This is a genomic window from Vibrio sp. St2 (assembly GCF_947311885.1).
Classification (GTDB): Bacteria; Pseudomonadota; Gammaproteobacteria; order Enterobacterales; family Vibrionaceae; genus Vibrio; species Vibrio coralliilyticus.
In genome coordinates, this window is sequence record NZ_CAMZNA010000008.1 from 20,271 (window position 1) to 36,165 (window position 15,895).

Annotated in this window: 13 protein-coding genes and 1 other RNA gene; 6 read left to right on the forward strand and 8 right to left on the reverse strand. The window is 45.3% G+C overall.

The window, feature by feature from the left end; all coding sequences use genetic code 11:
* Nucleotides 1-52: 52 nt before the first annotated feature.
* From dnaK to grpE, 3 genes are all read right to left on the reverse strand, one after another.
* Complete coding sequence (dnaK, locus tag QMA41_RS19575) at nucleotides 53-1,966, reverse strand: molecular chaperone DnaK (RefSeq protein WP_019274188.1); 1,914 nt, start codon at nucleotides 1,964-1,966, stop codon at nucleotides 53-55.
* Nucleotides 1,967-2,323: 357 nt separating this feature from the next.
* Nucleotides 2,324-3,595 (reverse strand): dicarboxylate/amino acid:cation symporter, encoded by a 1,272-nt coding sequence (locus tag QMA41_RS19580; protein ID WP_019274187.1) that lies wholly within the window; start codon nucleotides 3,593-3,595, stop codon nucleotides 2,324-2,326.
* A 287-nt stretch (nucleotides 3,596-3,882) separates the two neighbouring features.
* Nucleotides 3,883-4,488 (reverse strand): nucleotide exchange factor GrpE, encoded by a 606-nt coding sequence (grpE, locus tag QMA41_RS19585; RefSeq protein ID WP_281630393.1) that lies wholly within the window; start codon nucleotides 4,486-4,488, stop codon nucleotides 3,883-3,885.
* Between the two features lie 144 nt (nucleotides 4,489-4,632).
* Here grpE and nadK point away from each other — a divergent pair, with 144 nt between their 5' ends.
* From nadK to bamE, 3 genes are all read left to right on the forward strand, one after another.
* Nucleotides 4,633-5,517: an NAD(+) kinase gene (gene nadK / locus QMA41_RS19590; RefSeq protein ID WP_019274185.1), complete on the forward strand. Its 885-nt coding sequence runs from the start codon at nucleotides 4,633-4,635 to the stop codon at nucleotides 5,515-5,517.
* 207 nt (nucleotides 5,518-5,724) lie between these two features.
* Nucleotides 5,725-7,389 (forward strand): DNA repair protein RecN, encoded by a 1,665-nt coding sequence (recN, locus tag QMA41_RS19595; RefSeq protein WP_281630394.1) that lies wholly within the window; start codon nucleotides 5,725-5,727, stop codon nucleotides 7,387-7,389.
* A 189-nt stretch (nucleotides 7,390-7,578) separates the two neighbouring features.
* Nucleotides 7,579-7,938 (forward strand): outer membrane protein assembly factor BamE, encoded by a 360-nt coding sequence (gene bamE, locus QMA41_RS19600; RefSeq protein ID WP_006959629.1) that lies wholly within the window; start codon nucleotides 7,579-7,581, stop codon nucleotides 7,936-7,938.
* 175 nt (nucleotides 7,939-8,113) lie between these two features.
* Here bamE and QMA41_RS19605 read toward each other — a convergent pair whose 3' ends face one another.
* Both QMA41_RS19605 and QMA41_RS19610 read right to left on the reverse strand, forming a co-directional pair.
* Complete coding sequence (locus tag QMA41_RS19605) at nucleotides 8,114-8,467, reverse strand: RnfH family protein (RefSeq protein WP_281630395.1); 354 nt, start codon at nucleotides 8,465-8,467, stop codon at nucleotides 8,114-8,116.
* On the reverse strand, nucleotides 8,457-8,900 hold the full coding sequence (locus QMA41_RS19610) for an SRPBCC family protein (RefSeq protein ID WP_006959631.1): 444 nt from the start codon (nucleotides 8,898-8,900) through the stop codon (nucleotides 8,457-8,459). The genes QMA41_RS19605 and QMA41_RS19610 overlap by 11 nt, the downstream gene beginning before the upstream one ends.
* Before the next feature lie 118 nt (nucleotides 8,901-9,018).
* Here QMA41_RS19610 and smpB point away from each other — a divergent pair, with 118 nt between their 5' ends.
* Nucleotides 9,019-9,504: an SsrA-binding protein SmpB gene (smpB, locus tag QMA41_RS19615; RefSeq protein WP_006959632.1), complete on the forward strand. Its 486-nt coding sequence runs from the start codon at nucleotides 9,019-9,021 to the stop codon at nucleotides 9,502-9,504.
* Between the two features lie 67 nt (nucleotides 9,505-9,571).
* Nucleotides 9,572-9,938: a transfer-messenger RNA gene (gene ssrA, locus QMA41_RS19620) on the forward strand.
* Nucleotides 9,939-10,000: 62 nt separating this feature from the next.
* On the opposite strand, the gene QMA41_RS19625 is transcribed toward ssrA, so the two are convergent.
* Together QMA41_RS19625 and QMA41_RS19630 are read right to left on the reverse strand one after the other, a co-directional pair.
* Nucleotides 10,001-10,810, reverse strand: a complete 810-nt coding sequence (locus QMA41_RS19625) for a M15 family metallopeptidase (protein WP_281630396.1) — start codon at nucleotides 10,808-10,810, stop codon at nucleotides 10,001-10,003.
* Between the two features lie 229 nt (nucleotides 10,811-11,039).
* The gene (locus QMA41_RS19630) at nucleotides 11,040-12,350 is read right to left on the reverse strand and encodes a PAS domain-containing methyl-accepting chemotaxis protein (protein WP_006959654.1); all 1,311 of its coding nucleotides are present in this window, start codon (nucleotides 12,348-12,350) and stop codon (nucleotides 11,040-11,042) included.
* Between the two features lie 222 nt (nucleotides 12,351-12,572).
* Here QMA41_RS19630 and QMA41_RS19635 point away from each other — a divergent pair, with 222 nt between their 5' ends.
* Nucleotides 12,573-14,213, forward strand: coding sequence for a mechanosensitive ion channel family protein (locus QMA41_RS19635; RefSeq protein ID WP_281630460.1), 1,641 nt, complete (start codon nucleotides 12,573-12,575; stop codon nucleotides 14,211-14,213).
* A gap of 63 nt (nucleotides 14,214-14,276) precedes the next feature.
* Here the strand turns inward: QMA41_RS19635 and QMA41_RS19640 are convergent, their stop codons facing one another.
* Nucleotides 14,277-15,749, reverse strand: a complete 1,473-nt coding sequence (locus QMA41_RS19640; RefSeq protein ID WP_281630397.1) for a BCCT family transporter — start codon at nucleotides 15,747-15,749, stop codon at nucleotides 14,277-14,279.
* Nucleotides 15,750-15,895: the final 146 nt, after the last annotated feature.

The window sequence follows — 15,895 nt, forward strand, 5'->3', positions numbered from 1 at the left end:
TGAGTTACCTCAAACGCCCGCATATTACTTTAAGTTAAGTCAGAGTCGAGAATTATTTTTTCTCGTCTTTAACTTCTTCAAACTCAGCGTCAACAACGTCTTCTTCTTGCTTAGGCTGTTCACCAGCTTCAGCACCTGCTTGTTGAGCCTGAGCTTGCTGCTGAGCGATTTCCATTAGCTTCTGAGCCGCTGCCATTAGCGCTTGAACTTTCGCGTCGATAGCTTCTTTATCTTCGCCACCTTTCACTTCTTCAAGTTCAGTAATTGCAGCTTCGATCTTCTCTTTCTCTTCAGCTGGAAGTGCGTCACCCGCTTCTTCAACTTGCTTACGAGTGCCGTGGATCATTTGGTCAGCTTGGTTACGTGCAGCCGCTAGCTCTTCGAACTTCTTGTCCGCTTCTTTGTTAGCTTCTGCTTCTTGAACCATTTTCTCGATTTCGTCGTCGCTTAGACCGCCTGAAGCTTGAATAGTGATCTTCTGCTCTTTACCTGTCTGCTTGTCTTTCGCAGATACGTGCAGGATACCATCCGCATCAAGGTCGAAAGTTACTTCGATTTGAGGCATACCACGAGGTGCTGGCTGAATGCCTTCTAGGTTGAATTGACCTAGAGACTTGTTATACATCGCCTGCTTACGCTCACCTTGAAGAACGTGAATAGTTACCGCGTTCTGGTTGTCTTCTGCTGTAGAGAAAACTTGGTTCGCTTTCGTTGGGATAGTGGTGTTCTTCTCAACTAGCTTAGTCATTACGCCGCCCATAGTCTCGATACCTAGAGACAGAGGAGTAACGTCTAGTAGAAGTACGTCTTTCACATCACCAGCAAGTACACCACCTTGAACTGCAGCACCCATTGCTACTGCTTCATCAGGGTTCACGTCTTTACGAGCATCTTTACCAAAGAATTCAGCAACTTTCGCTTGAACCATAGGCATACGAGTCTGACCACCTACTAGGATAACGTCAGTAATGTCGCCTACAGATAGGTCAGCATCAGCTAGAGCAACTTTCAATGGCTCAAGAGAACGTTGTACTAGGTCTTCAACTAGAGATTCTAGCTTAGCACGCGTCACTTTAACGTTCATGTGCTTAGGACCAGTCGCATCTGCAGTTACGTAAGGTAGGTTTACGTCAGTTTGAGAAGTAGAAGAAAGCTCGATCTTCGCTTTTTCTGCTGCTTCTTTAACACGCTGCATTGCTAGAGGATCGTTCTTAAGGTCGATACCTTGCTCTTTCTTGAACTCTTCAACTAGGTAGTTGATCATGCGGTTATCGAAGTCTTCACCACCAAGGTGTGTGTCACCGTTAGTTGCTAGTACTTCAAACGTTTTCTCACCTTCAACTTCGTCAATCTCGATGATAGAGATATCGAATGTACCACCACCAAGGTCATATACTGCGATAGTGCGGTCACCGCCTTGCTTGTCTAGACCGTAAGCTAGAGCCGCTGCAGTAGGTTCGTTGATGATACGCTTAACTTCTAGACCTGCGATACGGCCAGCATCTTTAGTTGCTTGACGCTGAGCATCGTTAAAGTAAGCAGGTACTGTGATAACTGCGCCAGTTACTTCCTCACCTAGGAAGTCTTCTGCAGTTTTCTTCATTTTCTTCAGTACTTCAGCAGAAACCTGAGGAGCAGCCATTTTCTGGCCTTGTGCCTCAACCCAAGCATCACCGTTGTCAGCCTTAACAATGTTGAAAGGCATGATTTCGATGTCACGCTGAACTTCTTCGTCTTCGAAACGACGACCGATTAGACGCTTAATTGCAAATAGCGTGTTAGTTGGGTTTGTAACCGCTTGACGTTTAGCTGGCTGACCTACTAGCGTCTCACCATCTGTGTATGCAATAACTGATGCTGTTGTACGCTCGCCTTCCGCGTTTTCGATTACGCGTGGCTTGTCACCGTCTAGAACAGCAACACAAGAGTTAGTAGTACCTAAGTCAATACCAATGATTTTACCCATCAGGCTATCTCCGAATAAATTCTATTTTCGTTTTGCTATATCCCCTATGTGGGGATGGAGAATAGGGTTTCAACCCTTACTCACAAACTAAAATAATTTTGTTTGCTTCACTTATGCCCAATAGATAAGGGCTGTAAATAGCTTTTCAAGGGAAGAAGTGAAAAAAAGTGAAAAAAGATTTGAGGATAAGCGAATAGACCGTATTCCGAAGTCATACTTTCAACAAGTGGTGCTCCAAAACTTACATCTTCGTTCTCTCGAGTGGTAATGCTCAAAGCCCAAATAATGTCATTACTACATGCTAAAAACAAAAAGCGAGGCACTTGGCCTCGCTTTCAAATTCCGACACTTTATAGATTAAGCATTCGCTTGTGCAGGTTGTGCTTCCACTTCTTCTTTGCCGATTTCGCCTTCTGATTTAGCAACGATAGTATTTACAGCTGTGTCGCCTACTACGTTAGAAGATGTACAGAACATATCGTTGATACGGTCAACTGCTGCGATGATTGCAAGACCTTCAGGTGGTAGACCTAGTTGGTGAAGAAGAACACCTACCATTACAACACCGCCACCAGGAACACCACCAGCGCCGATAGACAGAAGCAAGATAGTTAGACCTAGCGTGAACACGTCAGCAGTGTTGATTGGCTGACCAAACGCGTTCGCAACAAAAATAGTTGCCAGTGCGATGTAGATAGAAACACCAGACATGTTCATTGTTGCACCAAGTGGTACACCGAAACCTGCCACTGATTTAGAAACTTGAAGTTTCTCAGTCAGAGTGCGCATAGTTACAGGAATAGTCGCGTTAGAGCTCGCTGTAGATAGAGAGAACAGGATCTGTTCACGAGTTGCACGCAGGAACGTCTTTGGTGAAGTACCTGTCGCGATACCTACTGCCATTGGATAGAAGATGAAGATCCAGAATACTAGCATTGCAACAACAAGCGCTACGTAACCTGCTACAGACATTAGCGTGTTCGCGTCTAGCGTTGCACCTAATTGAATCATTAGAGCGAATACACCGTATGGCGCTAGACTCATAACCAGACCAACTAGCTTCATCATGATTTCGTTAGCCATCTTGAACGTGCGGATCGCAGGGCCACCGCGTGAATCAAGTGCTTGGATAGCAAGACCAGTCAGGATTGCCATAAAGATGATTTGCAGCATGTCACCGTTGGCGAATGCCTGAACAGGGTTGCTCGGTACGATGTTAACGACCAGTGAGAAAATGTCAGGTGTTTCAGTCGTCGTCAGCTTAACCGTTTCTGAAATCGTACCCGCTAGATTCGCGTCTGCACCCGGTTGGAAAATAAGACCAACAGTCAGTGCCGCAGTAATTGCGATGATGGTGTTAAAGATGTAAAGGGCAAAAGTTTTACCACCAAGACGACCAAACGCAGTAATGTCTTTCAGGTCCACAATACCGCACACGATAGAAACGTATACTAGTGGAACAACAAGAAGTTTGATCAGGGATACGAACATACCACCTGCGCCTTCTGCGGCACCCAGTAGGTAAGTGTCAAAGATAGCAATTCCGCTAAACAGGTACTGAATCGCAGTACCAATCAGTAGGCCAGCGAACAAGCCTACAAATATCTTGCTTGAAAGCGATTTATCCATCATTCATCTCCAGAATGTTGTGTTTATATTTTATGATTTTATAGTTTATTCCGCCGAGTTTTACGGCAGAGCTCGCACATAATACACACAAAAGTTACAAAATAAAGTATTTGTTTACGATAATGTTACATATTTCTAATCGGAAATTAATTTTCGTGTAAACTTTAACCCAAGAATAATTCACTATATCAATGTGTTAATTTGGTCGTTCTGAGAGCTCTGACGAGATCAAAAAAAGAGAGGCCGAAGCCTCTCTTTTTTAAGTTTAATCAGTTTGGATTAAGCAGTTATTTCGCTACCATCACCATGGCAGGACGAATAACACGACCATTCAGCTCGTAGCCTTTCTGCATAACAAACATCACAGTGTTTGACTCATGATCTGGGCTTTCTTGAATAGACATCGCCTGATGCATTTCAGGGTTGAACGCTTCACCTTCTGGGTTAATTTCCTTCAGGCCAAATTTCGCAACAGCATCAACAAACGTTTTATGTGTCAGCTCTACACCTTCAACAATTGGCTTCACCGCTTCGTTGTCTGTATCCGCAGCCTGGATCGCTCGCTCTAGGTTGTCGATAACAGGTAGTAGCTCTTCCGCAAACTTGTTCAATGCGTATTTACGAGCCTTGTCAATTTCCGTCTCGGTACGACGGCGCATGTTTTCAACTTCCGCCTTAGCACGCAGAACAGAATCTTGCTGCTCTTTAACTTTCGCTTCACTTGAAAGAAGTGCTGCTTCGAGCTGAGCAATCTTAGACTCTTGTTTGTCTTGTTCAGTTGCTTCGTTCCATTCGATATCAGCGTCAGTACCTACAACTTCTGCTTCAACTTCTTGCGCAGTGTCTTGCTGCTGTAGCTCTTCTTCTTTGATCTTGTTTTCTTCGTTGCTCATGATATCTCCAGAATTCAATTCCATCTGTATCTAAACCGTCACGTTTATCGCGTTTAGATACATAAAAATTCGCATAAATAGCTAACTTGCCATTATTATGGGGATGAAGATTGTCGAATCAAGCCTATTTAGTGCGGAAAACCTATGAAAAAGCCTTTTGAAGTGATCGCCATCATTGGTAAACCCCGAGATCAGCAAGCCATTCAGACTCATAGAGAGCTTTATATCTGGCTTCAATCGGAAGGGTATCAGGTTTTTATTGACGACAGACTGGCTGAAATTCTAGACGACGTACCAAGTGAACATTTTGCGAGCCTGATTCAGTTAGGCAAAGCCGCCGATCTCGCCATTGTCGTTGGCGGGGATGGCAATATGCTTGGTGCCGCAAGAGTCCTGTCTCGATTTAATATTTCGGTTATCGGTGTCAACCGAGGCAACCTTGGCTTTCTCACAGATCTCAATCCAGAAGATTTTCAGTCGGCGCTGAAGAAAGTCCTCGCAGGTGAGTTCATCGAAGAAGAGCGCTTTTTACTGGAAGCGGAAGTCCATCGCCACGGTCAGATAAAAAGCCACAACGCTGCATTGAATGAAGCGGTGCTACACCCAGGCCAAGTTGCCCATATGATCGAGTTTGAGGTGTATATAGATGAAAGTTTTGCCTTTTCACTACGAGCGGATGGGCTGATCGTTTCAACTCCAACAGGCTCAACAGCCTATTCATTGTCCGGTGGCGGCCCGATTCTGTCACCGAGCCTTAATGCAATTTCGCTCGTTCCTATGTTCCCCCATACATTATCGAGCCGCCCGTTGGTTGTTGATAGTAAGCGTCGTATCAAATTGGTTGTTTCACCGGATAACCGTGGCACCCAAGAAGTGGGTTGTGATGGACAAGTTTCTTTACCTGTCTCACCGGGTGACGAAATCCACATCTACCAGAGCCCTAATGTTCTTAAGCTCATTCATCCTAAAGACTACAGCTACTACCATGTATTGCGGAACAAACTAGGCTGGTCGAGCAAATTGTTCTAATTGAGAAAAGTTTTAAGGGTTGACGAAAAGCGTCAGCCCTTTTTGTTTAAAGCCTTCGTAACTCAACGGCTCCCACTCAACAATCACACCAGCAAAGCACACTCCTGATCCCGCTCACAAAAATTTTCATCACCACCTTTACTGTATAAAGAAACAGTATATACTGTTTTCTTATACAGTATTGTTCATTTAAACAGGTACAACAAAATGCTGGCTCATCTAAGTGTTAATAATTTCGCTATTGTTAAATCTCTACAGCTGGAGCTATCTCACGGCATGACCACCATCACCGGAGAAACTGGTGCGGGTAAATCTATTGCAATTGACGCTTTAGGTCTTTGCTTAGGTGGTCGGGCGGAAGCCGGCATGGTACGTCAGGGGGAAGAGAAAACCGAAGTCAGTGCGGCCTTTTCCCTTGAGAACAACATTCACGCAACGCGTTGGCTAGAAGATAACGATCTGCTGGAAGGTAGTGACTGTATCTTGCGTCGCATCATCAATAAAGAAGGCCGTTCAAGAGCCTTTATTAATGGCAGCCCGGTACCACTTTCACAACTAAAAACTCTTGGGCAATTACTGATCAATATCCATGGTCAGCATGCGCACCATCAACTAATGAAAAGTGACTACCAGATGGCCATGCTGGACCAATATGCAGGCCATACAAACCTTTTAAAAGGTACTCGTAACGCCTACCAAAATTGGCGCCAGGCCGATAACAACCTTAAGCAGTTAAAAGAAAATAGTGCAGCTAACCTTGCACAAAAACAACTGCTTGAATACCAAATCAAAGAGCTTAACGAGCTCTCTCTTGGCGAGGATGAATATGAAGAACTCGAACAGGAACACAAAAGATTGTCTAACAGCGGAGAACTCGCCGCCACCTGCCAACAAGCCATCGAGCTTATTTACGAAGGTGAAGAAGTTAATGCGCTTGGTATTCTCCAATCAGCCAGTAGCTCCCTGATCCAGCTTGCTGAATTGGATGAAGCGCTTGCAGAACTGCCAAACATGCTCTCAGAAGCCATCATCCAAATCGAAGAAGCCAACAGTGAATTGCGTGGCTATCTCGATAACATAGATGTTGATCCTGCTCGTATGGCCTTTGTTGAAGAACGATTCTCAAAAGTCATGTCGATGGCACGTAAACATCATGTACTTCCAGATGAGCTGTATCAGCATCACCAAGATTTGTTGTCACAAATTGAGGCTTTAGATTGCTCCGATGAAAAGCTGGAAGAACTTGAACAAGCAGTCGAAGCCAAATATCAAGCTTTCCTGACCTCAGCGGAGAAGCTTCACAAATCTCGCTGTCGCTACGCTAAAGAGCTCAACAAGCTAATCACAGCCAGCATGCACGAGCTCAGCATGGAAAAAGCGCAATTCTGTATTGAAGTGGATAAGCAGTGTACTCACCCTTCTCCACTCGGAATGGATAATGTCTGTTTTGTGGTCTCAACCAACCCAGGTCAGCCGATGCAGCCTATCGCAAAAGTAGCGTCTGGTGGTGAGCTGTCTCGAATCTCTCTAGCGATTCAAGTCATTACAGCACAGAAAGTCGATACCCCAAGTTTGATCTTCGATGAAGTCGACGTGGGCATCAGTGGGCCAACTGCCGCTGTCGTCGGGAAAATGCTGCGTAAGCTTGGTGAATCGACTCAAGTTCTGTGTGTCACTCACCTGCCTCAGGTTGCGGGGTGCGGCCATCAACAGCTCTTTGTTGCTAAGCAAACCAAAGCCGGAAAAACAGAAACTCAGATGCATTCATTAGACAACGAACAGCGTGTATCCGAGTTGGCCAGATTACTTGGCGGCAGTGAAATTACCGAGTCAACCTTGGCGAATGCAAAAGAGTTACTAATTGCGGCTTGATAGATTCTACGGCTGATTCTCAACTTAGCGCCAAAGTTCCGACTTAGGGGAATTTTGGTACGAGTTTGCAACTAAATTCAAAAATCGTGGTCTGAAACAGTTCAAAACAAGATGAGCTTTTTACATTAGCGCTCAGCTTGTTTATTATCAGCCCAATTTGAGAAATATCCGTTACAAGAATTTATCCGTATGCAATTGAAAAAGTGGCTAATCGCTGTACCACTCTCTATGACACTGTTGACTGGCTGCTCTTTGGTAGAAAAGCTGGTATATCGAATTGACATCAACCAAGGTAACTACGTTGAGCAACAAGCCGTCGATCAACTGAAGTTTGGTATGACCAAAGAGCAGGTACGCTTCGTGATGGGCTCACCAATGCTAATTGAAAACGGTTATCCTGATACTTGGTACTACATTTACCACCATACCGAAGGGCACAAAGATTCGGTGCAGAAGGACTTGATCGTCAATTTCAACGATAAAGGCCAATTGGTCGATGTGACTGGTGACTTCCCACCTAGCTCTGATTTCTTTGAAGGAATCAATTAAGGAAGCGAGAAGCGAGAAGCGAGAAGCGAGAAGCGAGAAGCGAGAAGCGAGAAGCGAGAAGCGAGAAGCGAGAAGCGAGAAATTTTTAAGGGTTGGCGCATAGCGTCAACCCTTTTGTTTTGGCATTAAGTAAATCAACCAGAAAAAAGGTGATTACCTTAAAAGCTAATTACGCTCAATCTTCCTTCCTAAGTGGATTTTTTTTACCGCCAGTGACTGGGTCTGCTGCCCCTGATTCTTTGGCTTGCTCAGCGCGTTTACGGCGAATTTCTTTCGGGTCTGCAAGCAGTGGGCGATAAATTTCAATACGGTCTTTATCACGAATCGTAGCGTTGAGCTTCACGTTGCGGCTGAACACTCCAACTTTGTTCTTGGTCAGATCAATTTCTGGGTATTGTTCTAAAACACCAGATTCTTTAACGATCTCCTCAACCGTCATCGACTTGTTGACTACTATGGTATATACACGTTGCTCCAATGGGAGAGCATAAACCACTTCAACGTGGATCATATCAGACTCAATACTCATAGCACGGATAAACCTGTTTAGCGCGTTGAGTAAACGCATTCACCATATTGCTGGTAAGTTCGTTAAAAATCTTACCAAAAGCCATTTCGATCATTTTGCTGGAAAATTCAAACTCTAACTTAAGCTCAACTTTGCAGGCTTTATCGTCTAAGGCAGTAAAAAACCACCCCCCTTTCAATGTCTTAAAAGGGCCGTCAACCAAATTCATTAAGATCGCTTCACCACTGACGAGCTCATTTGAAGTGGTAAACGTTTTACTGATCCCCGCTTTCGAAACGTCAACGGAAGCAACCATGGCAGAACCACTGGATTCAATCACTCGGGAGCCTGAACAACCGGGTAAAAATTCAGGGTAACTGGCTACATCATTTACCAGCTTAAACATCTGTTCAGCACTGAACGATACCAGCGCAGAACGGCTGACTTGCTTCATATAGACTCCTCATAGCGCACACCTAAACAGCAGGCATGTACCAATTTTACTTTTATTTGCACTCAGCGCAAATAAAGGGATTTCCTAACTAAGTTCCTAACCGTATAATGCAGCCATTATGGCAAAGAAAAAATCGAAACAAAAAGCGGGTAGCAATACCATCGCTGTCAATAAGAAAGCTCGCCACGAATATTTCATTGATGATGAAATCGAAGCTGGCATGGAGCTTCAAGGCTGGGAAGTTAAAGCACTTCGTGAAGGCAAAGCAAACATCGCAGAAAGCTACGTATTTATGCGAGATGGTGAAGCCTTTGTGAGTGGTATGACTATTACTCCTCTTAACCAAGCATCGACACACGTTGTGGCGAACCCTACACGTGTTCGTAAACTACTGATGAGCCGTCGTGAGCTTGATAACCTTTTTGGTCGAATTAACCGTGAAGGTATGACGCTTGCTGCACTCTCGCTCTACTGGTCTCGCTCTTGGGTGAAGATGAAAATCGGTGTGGCAAAAGGTAAGAAGCTGCACGATAAACGTACTGATCTGAAAGAAAAAGATTGGGCGAGAGAAAAAGCTCGCGTAATGAAGAGTTCGCTGCGCTAATATTGAGCACTTAAACGCACAAGTCTAGACAGGTTACGCTTTTCTGGTACTATGCGAAGAACACTTTGGGGCTGATTTAGGATTCGACAGGAATTTTGCAGTCTGAGGTGCATGCCGTGGGGCGGTTGGCCACGTAAAAAGCCGCAAAAAAATAGTCGCAAACGACGAAAACTACGCACTAGCAGCTTAATAACCTGCTCAGAGCTCTCTCGCCCTAGCTTCCGCACGTAAGACGGGGACCAACGAGAGATCAAACCCAAACGCGCTAGCCCGGATTCTCCCGCCTGAGAGATGAACGGCGAAATTTAATTCAGGATAGTCACTTACTGGCGTGTCGGTTCGCAGGTACTTGGTGAATTTAAAGATCGACTAAGCATGTAGTACCAATGATGAATGGTTTTTGGACGCGGGTTCAACTCCCGCCAGCTCCACCAAACGTTTGGAAAGGCCCAACTCTTACGAGTTGGGCCTTTTTGTATTCAGCGCATCAGCGAGATTAAAACGCTTGTACTGTTTTATATGCACACATCGCTCGTGCTTTTTCACTTCCTTCTACTTCATTTTGTTCGAAACAGTGGCGATATGACGTAACGTATTGGTTGAATGCTTCCATCGCATCAGGTTTAGGTTTAGTTAATAACTTCTCAATGAATTGACGTGAGCCGACTTCGAAGTGCTGAGTGTCTATCGGTGTATTCCAATCCCCGCCCCAGATAAGAAATCCGTAGTGTGCGAAAAGCTCCGTGACCTCTTCGGCCATGCCTTGACGTTCGATCTCATTTCGAGCACGAAAACGAGTCCGGTTGATATAGTTGTCTACAGATTGAATCGGTTTGACGGTAATTTTTCCATCTGGCCCAAACTCTAGAAACGGGTTTTGTACTGGATTGATATCAATGGCAACACCGTAAGCATGTTTCGACCAACTAGACCCTCCCGTGATGGGGCGCGCATTGAAAGCGCTGCTATTGTTCGCGGCCATCGAAGCATTATCATCACCTTTGAATTCACGCATCAAACGAGCGGAATGAAGAGGAAACTGACGCTTGTGCAGTTCTGTAAAAATCCGCTCAACGGAAGGCGCCACAACATCGAACACGATCATGCTGCCTTGCTTCGTTTGACCATCAAAAGTGACGAAGTCGAAATCCACTTTGGATAGCCGATCACAGCCGACTGGAGCACCTTCACTCAATACTCCCTGTTTCTTCATCATGCCACATTGCCAATCCGAAACAGGTGCGACTTTAGTGTACCCCGTCGAACTCAATAAGACAGCGAGCAAGCCCAGCCAATGTTTTTTCATTTCACTTATCTCAACGTATTCCCTGAAGGTGGACTTATTCTAGCGAATTGACTGATTAGGCGAGATATTTAAAGCACTGAATTTACGTCAAATTGTGATTCTGACTCCGACAAGCTTTCAAGTTCGCGTTTAGGAATGAAAGTAACGCTGGGAATTAGTTGAAAAACGGATAGAAAAACTCAATAGAAAGCCAACCACTTCCTACTGAGTTTTTGCGATTTGGATTTCATTAACTTTCGTTGCCTTTAAAACTGTTCACCGCAGAGGCGACACTTTCGGCACCTGTATATATCTCGTCCATCGTCTCGGAGACAGTTTGAATTTTACCGCTGGCTTCCTGAGCGACATAATTGACATCATTCATCGCCTGCGTGACTTCTTTGGTCAGTGACATATTTTTGTTGACCACCTGCGTGATTTCTTCCGTAGACTCTGATGTCCTTGAAGCCAACTTACGCACTTCGTCGGCCACCACAGCAAACCCTCGGCCTTGGTCACCAGCGCGTGCCGCCTCGATAGCAGCATTCAGTGCTAACAAGTTGGTTTGCTCTGCAATGCTGCCTATGGTTTTTACAATTTCAGAGACATCATCCGAAAGCGATGCTAGCTCCTCAACCTGACTGATCGATACCGTAAGGTTATCCATCATTCTTTGCGAAATTCCCACCGTATCTTGCAAGACCTGATTGCCTTCCTGAGCCACTTGCGAAGTTTGTAGTGCGGTTGAATAAGCGATGTTTGCCGCTTCCGAGATCGCCATTTCGCGATTCACATCATCGGTGATGTCTGAAGCAAATTTCACCACTTTATACACTTCTCCTTTCTCGTTGCGCACTGGGCTGTAAGATGCCTGAATCCATAACTCCTCCCCGTAGCTGGTCTTACGTAAGAATCGGCCCGAGAAAGCACGACCTTGAGCCAGTTCGCGCCAGAAGTTTGGGTTTTCATGATAAAAATCATCAAAACAAAACATGCGGTGATGCTGCCCCTGAACCTGCTCAATTGCGTAACCCAAACCAGAGAGGAAGTTCTTATTCGCGTCAAGAATGGTACCGTCGGGCTGAAACTCAATCACGGCAAAGTTTTGATGAAGCGCCGTAATAAGATCTTTATCCGCCTGAGCTTTCTTAACTTTCTCAGTAACGTCACTGGCAATTTTCATCACACTTTTCACACTACCAGTATCATCAAAAATGGGAAAGTAAGTCGCTTCAATAATGACCAAATCCCCCGTTTTACTGTAGCGTTCAAAAGTACCTGATTTCACTTCACCTCTCGCCAAAGATTGCCAGAACTGAGTGTAATCAGCGCTCTGGGTATAACTCTTATCGCAGAATATTCGATGATGCTTACCCATTAGCTCTTCAGGTTGGTAACCCATTGCCTGTAAAAACAGTGGACTGGCATTTTGGATGTGCCCCTCAGTATCGAACTCAATGGTCACTAACGACTTGCTCATAGAGGCAACAATCAGATGATTGTGATGCTGAAGGCTAAGCTTTTGTTCAGATTCTTCATTATTTTTGTCAAATGGCCACATAACTTACACACTCTTCATGCTCAATGAATTGCTTTAAGTATGGTTGCTGGTTCAAATTATGCACACACCTCTAAAGGGGTAGCAATATCTGTCGCTCTCAAAGACTTAGAACGCACTTTTTCATGAAAGTGGAGTGAGAACATTGGATTAGCTATGCAACAAACCACACATTAAATAGATTAATGAGAACCAATAGACCAATAACTAAGGTGCGCCTCAGTGATGACTTTTGTATTCAGAGTTTTATGTGTTTTTAGCCTATGTTTTTCCTCTTTTTATACATTTGCTGCAGAGCGATTTCCATTGGCGCCACCTGACACCAGTAGCCCACAAGCAACCTATCTCAGCTTCACACATTTAGTCGAGCAGGCGAATCAAACGCTGCTTGAACTCCCCTCTTTACCAGCAACAGAGAAAGAGGCGGCCAGACAATCGGTGTACGCCCTGTTCAACAAAGCAATGCAATGCTTTGACTTGTCTGAAGTACCCAAGTCGAGCCAGCAACGAGTCGCACTCGAGTCCGTCATGTTGATGAAAGAAATCCTCGACCGTCTACCTGAATTTGAAGCTGCATCGATTCCGGATCAAAGCAAGCTGAGCTACTGGCGATTGCCTCATACTCAGTTGATCATTGAAAAGCAAGCCGATGGCAAATACCTTTTTTCCGCTCAAACCGTCGATAAACTCTACTCTAGCTATCAGCTCGTCAAGCACTTACCTAATCGTAACGGTACGGTAGAAGACTTTTACCAGTACTACTCTTTGAGTGCCGGGAAGCTGATTCCTCCCGCTTGGTTTGGTTACATTGAAGCCCTCCCCGATGTATTCATGGAAGAATTTTCCGATCAAGCAATATGGCAATGGCTCGCACTAGCGATAGTGAGTGTAGTGTTATTTGCTTACGGTTATGCGGTTTATCGCTATATTGGCAACACCATAATGACGCCTATTTTTATGGCTTTGGGGATTGGTGGCTTTCTGTACCTGATCAGCCACGAAATCAATATGACAGGTAAGCTGATGTCGACATTAAACGTCTCTGGTGAATTGTTGATCTGGCTTTTAGTGACTCAGTCAGCCTACCTGATTGGCTATAAAGCCTGCACGGTTTTGCCTAACCGAGGTGAACATGCCTCTAATCTGCGTCAAAGCGTGACACAAATTGTCGGCACTTTAGTCGGCTCCGCTCTGGCAGTGTCAATCTTTGGCTATGGCTTAAGTCGTATCGGCGTTCCGGTTTACGGTATCGTCACCGGGCTGAGCCTTGGAGGTATGGCCATCGCTCTAGCGATTCGTCCGACAATGGAAAACCTGATCGGTGGCGTAATTCTATTTATGGACAAATCATTATCCGTTGGTGATTACTGCCAAATTGGCCAAGTCTCTGGTGTTGTTGAACGTATCGGTGTTCGGTCGACACGAATCCGAGCGAAAGATCGTACCCAAATAACTATTGCCAATGGCGATCTGGTTAAGATGGAAATCGTCAACTTCACTCGCCGTGATCGCTACCCATTTTCCACTCAGATCGGTCTGCGTTATGAGACAACTATGCCTCAGGTTGAGCAAATTGCGTATGAAATAAAAACAGCACTTCTCGCCCACCCCGATGTTCTCGAGTCCCCGCTACGTGTCCACTTTTCTTCCTTTGGTGAATACAGCCTAAACATTGATGTACTGGCTCATATTGATACCAAAGACAGAAATGAGTTCTTGCAGTTGCAACAAGATCTATTGATGCGTATCGAGCAAATTGTTAACGCGAATCACGCAGAATTTGCTCTGCCTGCCCAAACAACCTACCTGCACATGTCAGCAAACACAGCAGAACAAGGCCGCTCCAAGTCAGAAGCGATCACTTAAAATGATTGAAATGGAGCAATGGCTAAACCCGTGATTGCTCCATTTCACTTTACGGCAATCGGCTCATATTTGTGGCTGGGAGCCTGAACCACTTCGTGTAGCAAACTTGTCCGGTAACCACTTTTCAATCAACACGGCAATGGCCTGACACACCATGACCAAGGTAAATGGGATTGCTCCAGCAATCGCCACCTGTTTATTCAAGTCGACATCGTTAATGGCGACCAGCGCTAGGCCCATCACAACAACAATGATAGACCAACTAACTTTACTGCTGGTACGCTCATCTCCCGTCAGCATGCCTGCGGCATAAATAGCTGAATCCGAACTGGAAATAACAAACGTCAGCAACAGCACTAACGCCGTAATCGAAAGAACACCACTTAATGGTAAGTGTTCAAAGAAACCAAATAGACCTTTCGTATAATCCTGCTGCACAGCTGCAACCACCTCATTGAGGTAGCTGCTTTCAAACACCGCTCCGGCAAAACTTGAGAACCACACAATCGACGCCAAAGTAGGCACCATGATTGTACAAAACAAAAACTGTCGAACGGTTCGACCACGGCTGATACGCGCAATAAAAGGCCCTACGAATGGTGCCCAGGCAATCCACCAAATTAAGTAGATCACCGTCCATCCTTGACTCCACTTCTCCCCACCTTCAATGGCTGACAACGAAACCTGTGGCAGAATCGCGATGTACGCTTTCAGCGAACTGGCAAGACGACCAATCACGCCCGCCATATCAACATTCACAAGTACGAAACCTAGCAACGCGACCATCAGCCAAATATTGAAGCTACTCAGCCGCTTAATCCCACGTTCAAGCCCAAGCACACTAGAAAAAGTAAACAGCACGCCAATGACTATGGTTAGCCCAATACGCAGGTTAGTCAGGTCAGCCGTCGTGCCCGTCAAACTTCTCACACCCTGCTCGACCAGCGCCATGGTGTTGGCCAGCACGCCAGCGATACCAAATAAGATGGCCAGCACAGCGATCAGGTCAACAATACCTAGCCAACCCGTTCGGCGACGAGAAAACGAGGCACTCACACGCATTGGCCGCTGTTTAACGTAAGCTAACCATCCCATTAATAACCCTGCCAGCGCATAGAGGCTCCATGCATGTACCCCCCAATGAAAATACGTCAGGGCCAGCGCCGTATCTTGCACATCATTGACCAGCTCTAAAGGCGGCATGTTGGCAAAGTGGAAAATAGGCTCGGCGACACCCCAGAAAATCAACCCTGAGCCCATGCCTGTCGTAAAGAGCATAACGAGCCAAGAGATGAAGCTAAATTCTGGTTGTTGGTTTCCCAGTTTCACCTTTCCTAGAGGCGACAGACACAGCACCGCGCAAGTAACAAATGCCAACGTAGAGAGTAAGATCACTTCATCATCAAGTTGAGCAATAACCAAGTTAGTCAGCTCTGCTATTTTATACACACTAAACTGAGGGAACAGGGTTACGATAGCAGCCATAGTAATAGCAAATCCCATGATCACACGTGACTGAAGGTGATTTGAATTCATAATTTAAAAGCTTTTGGAGGCGAAGATAGGTATAGAGCTACTGTGCCGCCACGCTTGTTTACTGTCTATTAACAATCACTTCTCCTCATCAGGAATGCGCAACTAATCACAGACAGAAAAATTTATTCATTCCCCGTAATCTAACT